Annotated in this window: 7 protein-coding genes; 5 read left to right on the forward strand and 2 right to left on the reverse strand. The window is 69.2% G+C overall.

Features of this window, described 5'->3' with window-relative positions:
* A partial coding sequence (locus tag AB0M20_RS19395; RefSeq protein WP_364299916.1) for a DUF5994 family protein occupies window positions 1-404 on the forward strand: 404 nt, incomplete at its 5' end.
* A gap of 150 nt (window positions 405-554) precedes the next feature.
* Window positions 555-764, forward strand: coding sequence for a hypothetical protein (locus AB0M20_RS19400; protein ID WP_364299918.1), 210 nt, complete (start codon window positions 555-557; stop codon window positions 762-764).
* 198 nt (window positions 765-962) lie between these two features.
* Here the strand turns inward: AB0M20_RS19400 and AB0M20_RS19405 are convergent, their stop codons facing one another.
* Entirely contained in the window at window positions 963-1460 is a 498-nt protein-coding gene (locus AB0M20_RS19405) for a MarR family transcriptional regulator (protein ID WP_364299920.1), read from the reverse strand.
* A 77-nt stretch (window positions 1461-1537) separates the two neighbouring features.
* Between AB0M20_RS19405 and AB0M20_RS19410 the strand changes: the two genes are divergently transcribed.
* From AB0M20_RS19410 to AB0M20_RS19420, 3 genes are all read left to right on the forward strand, one after another.
* The gene (locus AB0M20_RS19410) at window positions 1538-1975 is read left to right on the forward strand and encodes a PPOX class F420-dependent oxidoreductase (RefSeq protein WP_364299928.1); all 438 of its coding nucleotides are present in this window, start codon (window positions 1538-1540) and stop codon (window positions 1973-1975) included.
* A 144-nt stretch (window positions 1976-2119) separates the two neighbouring features.
* The gene (locus tag AB0M20_RS19415; RefSeq protein ID WP_364299922.1) at window positions 2120-4231 is read left to right on the forward strand and encodes an ATP-binding protein; all 2112 of its coding nucleotides are present in this window, start codon (window positions 2120-2122) and stop codon (window positions 4229-4231) included.
* A gap of 76 nt (window positions 4232-4307) precedes the next feature.
* A complete protein-coding gene (locus tag AB0M20_RS19420) occupies window positions 4308-5693 on the forward strand; it encodes an FAD-binding monooxygenase (protein WP_364299924.1) in 1386 nt (461 codons plus the stop codon).
* Window positions 5694-6010: 317 nt separating this feature from the next.
* Here AB0M20_RS19420 and AB0M20_RS19425 read toward each other — a convergent pair.
* Window positions 6011-7080, reverse strand: a 1070-nt coding sequence (locus tag AB0M20_RS19425) for a stealth family protein (protein ID WP_364299926.1), incomplete at its 5' end; no start/stop codon positions are given.

Here is a 7080-nt window from a genome sequence, read left to right on the forward strand (position 1 = left end):
GACTCGTCCACGTCCTGTCCGTCCGCTACGGAACGGTCCGCCACCTCATGCTCAACAGCGTCACCTGGGACGCCTGTCCCCGCCGGATGGCGGTCGGCGGCGAGGTGGTGCGGGTCGGTTGGTTCGCGAGCGTCGACCCGGGCATCGTGATCGCCACCACCCACGCCGGCGACCAAATCGACCTGCTCGTGATCCCGCCGCAGACCGCGCCCGCAGCGGCCGGAAACGCGATGGCCGCGGCGGCGGACCCAGCCGACGTCAGGCGCGCCACGGCGATTCTCGCCGCGATGCAGACGGCACCGGTCCCCCGGGATGGCGCCGACGAACAACCGGCCTGGGACAACGAAGGCGGCCGCATCGCGAACGGCCCAGTTCTGGCCACCCGCCGAACTCAGGAGACGTGACATGAACGGTCGTGCACCACGGCAGCACGCGGACGGCTCACAACCACCGCCCGGCACAGGAAGCCACCATGGCAACCGCGGTGATCCCGACGGCACGTCCGACGCCGCGGCGCAGCCGCTCCGCCACACCACGAGATTGAGGAGTACGACATGAACGACACCCTGTACGTGGACAAGACCGAGGTCATCGCGCAACTCCGCGCGCGGCAGCTGCACGCCAGAGCGCACTGGGTCGACCGGGAGTTTCCGGGGCTGATCGACGCGGGCAAGAACCATTCGCTGCTGCAGATGCTCGGCATCGACCTGGATGCGGTGACCACCGAAGAGTTGACGTCGCCGAGGTTGCCGGCCGCGAACTGATAGTCACCCGCTCGGCGACTTGTTCGGGTGGCGGCGTCACAGCCGCGCCTTACGTGGCCGCCGGCGGAACCTGCGGCGGGCGAGCGGCGAGGGTGAGTTCTGCGGGAGCCGAGAGAGTCGGGGCGTTGCCGTTGCCCAGCAAGGCGGTGAGCTCGAGGCGGGTGTGCTCGTCGTGGCCGCTCGAGCGCCCGGACGACTTCAATCGGCTGGTGATGAACGTCCTGGCCGGATGCCGTCTCCTGGCGGCGGGCCGGGGCGGCCGTGGCTCGGCAAAGCGCGGCGTAGGAGACGGGCAAGCGATTCTCGCTCGGCCGGCGGAAGTTGAGCGAGTTGATCGGGCGGGGCGAGAAGCTCCTTCTCCACGATGTGCAGCGCGTTTCGACCCTTGGGTGTCAGAGCGACCGTCTTGACCCGGCGGTCGCCCGGGGCCGCCAGACGTTCGGCGTATCCGGCTCGCTCGAGGTCGTCGACCATGGCGGTGACGTAGGAGGGATCGCAGTTCATGGCCTGCGCCAGTTCACGCATGGGTCGCGGCTCGTCGGGATCGATCGCGAGCAGGGCACGCAGGCCGGCTTGCGAAATCTCCAGCTTCGCCGCGACCTCGGTCCAGCGCCATCGCTGATCCAGCACCAGGCCCATCAGCTGCCGCCACACCAGTCGGAGTTCGTCCTCGGGTGCAGGGTCGACGTGCGCCATAGGAGGAAATCATATCGGAACTTGAAGAGTGTGAGTAGTTGACAGTTCTGAACTATTGATGGATCGTAACCGGTGTGATGGCCATCGACATCGGAGCGACCCAATTTCTTCGGAGGTCCCGGGTGGGCCTCCTCACGACGTACCGGCGGAACGGAGAGCCGGTGGCCACGCCGGTCAGCATCGCCATCCGGGCCGGTCGGGCGTACTTCGTGTCATCGGCCACCAGCGGGAAGGCGCGGCGGCTGACGGTCCGAGCCGACGTGACGCTGGCCCCGTGCACGGTCCGGGGCGAGCCGACCGGACCGGCAACCAGCGGCCAGGCCCGCCTCGTGGCAGTAGCCGGGCGCCGGCGCGCCCGCCTGCTGCTGCTATCGGGTGGCTCACTGTTCTGGAGCTTCCTGCTCTACCGGATCCGTGGTCACCGTATGGAGGTCTACGAGATCCGCTTCACCGATTCGGACTCCGACGAACAGGTCAGAGGCGGCCCACCTGGCTCATCGCCGCGATGTTCTTAGGTGTCTATCGTGGACAGATTCCACGATCATCGTGGTACGCAGTGCCCGCAACGGCCGTGGTCGGGGCCGTGACCGCCAACGTCCCGGCGAATCGACGCCGCCGGGAACGTCCGCGTACCCGTGCCTTCGCTCGTTCGAGGCCTCGTGCCTAGCCCTGCCCCTGGCACCGGGACGGGCTCCGCCGGCACGTTCGGTGAGCTGTTGGCGTCGCGCCGGCAGCGCCGATTCGTCGGCCGCACCGCCGAGGTCGAGCTGTTTCGTTCGGCGCTCGACTCGGCGGAACCGCCGTTTCTGGTGTTGCACGTCCACGGGCCACCAGGCGTCGGGAAGACGAGCTTGCTGGACGTCTGCGCCGATCTGGCGACCGGAGCTGGTGCACGTCCGGTGCGGCTGGACGGCCGCGATCTCATCCCCTCGCCGTCGGCCGTGCTCGAGGTGCTGGGTGAGGTTCTCGACGTGCCCGACGGGGACGGTGCCATCGGTGAGCCCTCCGGCGGCGGCCGAGTGGTGATCCTGCTCGACACCTACGAACGGCTGGCGCCGCTGGATGATTGGGTGCGGACGCGGCTGCTGCCGCGCCTACCGGCCACCGTCCTGATTGTGGTCGCGGGACGGGCGCCACCGGCTTCGGCCTGGCGTGCCGATCCAGCTTGGCGAGAGCTGCTGCGGGTCGTGTCGCTGCGAAATCTGAGCCCGGAGGACAGCCGCCGGTACTTGCAAGCCTGCGGTGTGGATCCGGCTCGCCACCACCAGCTCGTCGAGCAGTCACATGGCCACCCCTTGGGCCTGTCGCTGATGGCCGATGTGCTCCTGCGCGGCGGCGAATTGGCGGCCGATCCGCTGACCCCCGATCTGGTGGGAATTCTGCTGCGAAGATTCGTCGAGATCATCCCCGACGGACGGCATCGCCGCGCCTTGGAGGTGTGCGCGCTCGCCAGGTCGACCACCGAGTCGCTGCTGCGGGAGGTGCTCTGGTCGGAGGACACGCACGAGGAGTTCGGGTGGCTACGCGGGCTGTCCTTTGTGGAGCAGGGGGCGGACGGTCTCTTCCCGCACGATCTTGCCCGCGACACGTTGGAGGCCGATCTTCGCTGGCGCGATCCGGACCGCTACCGGGGGGTGCTGCGAGGCATTCGCAGCCACATCAACGTCCGGCTGCGATCGCCACAGGGCCACAATCAGCAGCAGGCGATCGCCGATGCCAAGTACATGTTCCGCCGCCTTCCCGGCGTGCTCTCCCCCGTCGACTGGGACGCCTGGGGCCAGCACGATCCGGAGCCGGCACGGCCTGAGGACCAGGAGGCGATCCTGGACCTTGTTCTGACCGCCGAGGGCGCGGAATCGGCAGCGATCGCGGCGCGATGGTGGGACCGCCAACCCGAGGGCTTCTTCGTGGTCCGGAGCGCGGAGGGCGTACTCGGCGGCTTCCTTGCTCTGGTGAACCTGACCCGTGCATCGGCCGACGACATCGCGGCCGATCCCGGCGCCCAGGCGGCCTGGGCTCATGCCGCTCGGCTGGCGCCGCCCCGACCGACCGAAACGGTCACCCAGTCCCGGTTCGTCGTCGACCGAGACGCCTACCAGGGACCTTCGCCCACCTTCAACGCCACGCCGATGCTGACGATGCAGCGGTACCTGAGCACCCCGAAACTGGCCTGGGACTTCCTCACTCTGGCCGAGCCGGAGCGATGGGACGCATATTTCGCCGCGGCCGACATGCCCCGCGCGGCCGGCGCTGACTTCTGGGTCGGCGGGCGGCGCTACGGGCTGTTCGCCCACGACTTCCGACAGGTCCCGGTGGGCTCCTTGCTGGAGCTGGTGACCGAACGCGCCCTCTCCCAGGACCTCACCTCGGCCGCGACAGCAGAGCGGCCACCGTTACTGGTCCTTTCCCAGCCCGAGTTCGACGACTCCGTCCGGCAGGCCTTGCGTGACCTGCGGCGGCCCGACCTGCTGGCTCGTAATCCGCTGCAGCAGACCCGGCTGGTGCGCGGCCGGGCCGGAGCCGCTGACCCGAGCGCCGCGACGCTGGCGGCAGTGGTGAGCGCGGCCGTGGAGAGCCTGCGCGAACACCCGCGGGACGACAAGCTGTGGCGTGCTGTCGAACGCACCTACCTACGCTCGGCCGCCACGCAGGAGCGGGCCGCCGAGGCGCTGGGACTGCCCTTCAGCACCTTCCGCCGGCACCTGACCCAGGGCGTGGACCGAGTCGTGGCCTGGCTGTGGGACCGGGAGATCTACGGCGAGCAACACTGAGCAGCATTCAACAGTTTCCGGTCTGGCAACCGAGCAGTCCCGAGGCGCAGCCTTTCCTCGACGAGAGGGGACTGCGATGACCAGCCAGATCAGCACCCAGATCGGAGACCGGGCGGTGGTGCTCGGTGCGAGCATGGCAGGGCTGCTCGCCGCCCGGGCGCTGGCCGACAGCTACGGGCAGGTGACGGTGGTCGACCGCGACGAGCTGCCCGACACAGCGACGCACCGCCGCGGCGTCCCACACGGCCGGCACATTCATGCGCTGGGCGCGCGCGGGCAGCAAGCCTTGGAGCAGCTGTTTCCGGGGCTGACCGCGGAACTGGTCGCCGACGGGGCACCCGCCGGGGACATGTTGACGGACGCGCGCTTCTATTTCAGCGGCCACCGAATGCGGCCGGCCCGCACCGGACTGATGCTGGTGTGCGCCGGCCGGCCATTCCTGGAGGGGCACGTGCGGGCCCGGCTCAGAGCCATGCCGCAGGTGCGGTTCCTGGACCGCTGCGACGTCGTCGGGCTGGCCACCGCCTCCGATAGTGGTCGAGTCACCGGCGTGCGGGTGCTGCGCCGGACCGACGGCAGCGCCGAGGAGCTGCTCGCTGCCGACCTGGTGGTCGACGCCAGCGGCCGGGGCTCGCGCACTCCGGCCTGGCTGGAGGCCGCCGGCTACCCGCGGCCGGAGCGGGAAGAGGTGCGGATCGGATTGGGCTACGCGACCCGCATCTATCGGCTGCCGGCTGACTCTCTCGACGGGCAGCTGGCCGTCCTGGACGCCGCAACCCCCGACCTGCCGCGAACCGGTGCCCTGCAAAGGCTGGAAGGGGACCGGTGGATCCTGACGCTGGCCGGCATCCTCGGTGACCACCCACCCACCGATCCCGACGGCTTCCTCGACTTCGCCCGGTCCCTTCGCTTCCCCGACATCCACGAGGCGGTTCGCGACGCGGAGCCGCAGGATGACCCGGTCGGCTTCCGCTTCCCCGCCAGCGTCCGCCACCGCTACGAACGACAGGACCGCTACCCGGCCGGCTTCCTCGTGACAGGCGACGCGGTGTGCAGCTTCAATCCGATCTACGGTCAGGGCATGAGCGTGGCCGCCCTCGAGGCGCTCACCCTCCGTCGTCACCTCGAGCGCGGCGTCGAGCCACAGCCCCGTCGCTGGTTCCGCGACCTCGCCCGGGTCATCGACGTGCCGTGGGATATGTCGGCCGGCGGTGACCTGGCCTTCCCCGGCGTCCCCGGACGCCGCACCCTCAAGACCCGGCTCCTGGGCGGCTACCTGGCCCGATTCCACGCCGCCGCCGCTTCCGACGCCCACCTCTCCACCGCGTTCATCAACGTCGCCGGTCTGGTCGCGCCGCCCCGGCTGCTGCTGCGGCCCGACATAACCCTCCGGGTCCTGCTGGGCGGCCGGACGCGGCGACCGCCCGTGGACTCCCCCTCTCGGCGACCCAACGCAGCCTGACCGGGGAGGCGAAATCAGACCGACTCGAGCTCCTGGTCGGCGGGGATTGACGATCGGTCGCTCGGGCTCACGGGCGTCTCGTGGTGGTGTCCGACTCCCACCAGAAACCAACAGCCCCCGAAAGCCCGCCGAAGCACCAGGAGGGTACGTGGCGGACGATTGATGGGCAGCCGCAAAGCGATACAGGCCGGGCCCGTCAACGGGGCCGGGCGCAGCGGTCCAGATGTAGATGCGTCCGCCGCCCGCCCGCACCCGTTCAGTTGAGAATTGCCGCGTCACTGCTGAGCCGCCGGCCTGACCGTCTGACTCGGGCGGTGTCAGGCATCGGGGCGTTCCCATGGCGATGGCACCGGGAAGTAAGCGGCAAGGAAGTCGGCCATGAGGACGTGCTGCCGGGCGAAGCTGGCCGGGTCACTGTCGGTGTCGTTGAGGCAGTAGGCGTCGTAGCCCCGCTTGGCCAGGAGGAGCCGCAGCTGGGCCGGCGTCCCGGCGTCGGCCAGGTCCGCATACAGGTACCGGATGTCAGCCGGGGTGGCCCGGCCGGAAAGCGTGGCGTAGTACTGGTAGAGCGAGGACGTCAACGAGATGTCGGTGGGGTGCCGGAACTGGTGGGTGGCCGTCAACGCCAGGTCCGCCGAGAATTTGCCCTCCATTTCGATCAGCACGCTGCGCAGCATGGCGTGCGGCACGTGCTTCATCTTGTAGGTGACGCGGCGGCCGAATTCATTGAAGATGATTCGTCGGTTGTTTTTCCCGGCGGCCGTAGCGGGAATGTCATGAACCACGTCCACAGGGCCGTAGTCGATCTTCGCCCGGGACAGATAGATCTTTGCTAGTCCGTTGCCGTGGAAGAACGTCTGCGGCGGCACGGGCCGGCCCAGGAACACGTCGTCGTTGAGATAGAGGAAGTGCTCGGCGAGCCCGTCGATGTGGTGGAGTTGGCTCTCGATCGCGTGCGAGTTGAACGTCGGCAGTTCGCCCCGCCCGGCGAAGAGTTCTCTGTGATCTACCAGCGTCACCTGGGCGTGGCCGACGTTCAGCCATTCGGGTACCTGCCCGTCGGTGACCAGGAAGATGCGCCGTACCCAGGGGGCGAACATGGCAAGCGATCTTAGCGAGTAGCGCAGCTCGTCCCGATTCACGAACCGTGACTCGTTGGCCGACTGATGGTTGAGCACGTCGTTCAGGATGCCCAACGCCGCGTCACGTTTGCGCTGCCATGCCGTGTCCTCGCCGTCGACCCAGGTGTAGACCACGTCGATCGGAAACGTCACGTCGTCGAGCAGCGGCCCAACCATTTCGGGCCGGGTGCGGTACCTCGGCGCGTCCGGCGAGGTGGCCGCCACCATCGCGGTGAAGGCGGGCTCGCCGAGATCCACCACGGAGC

The sequence above is a fragment of the Actinoplanes sp. NPDC051633 genome, assembly GCF_040681735.1.
GTDB lineage: Bacteria > Actinomycetota > Actinomycetes > Mycobacteriales > Micromonosporaceae > Actinoplanes.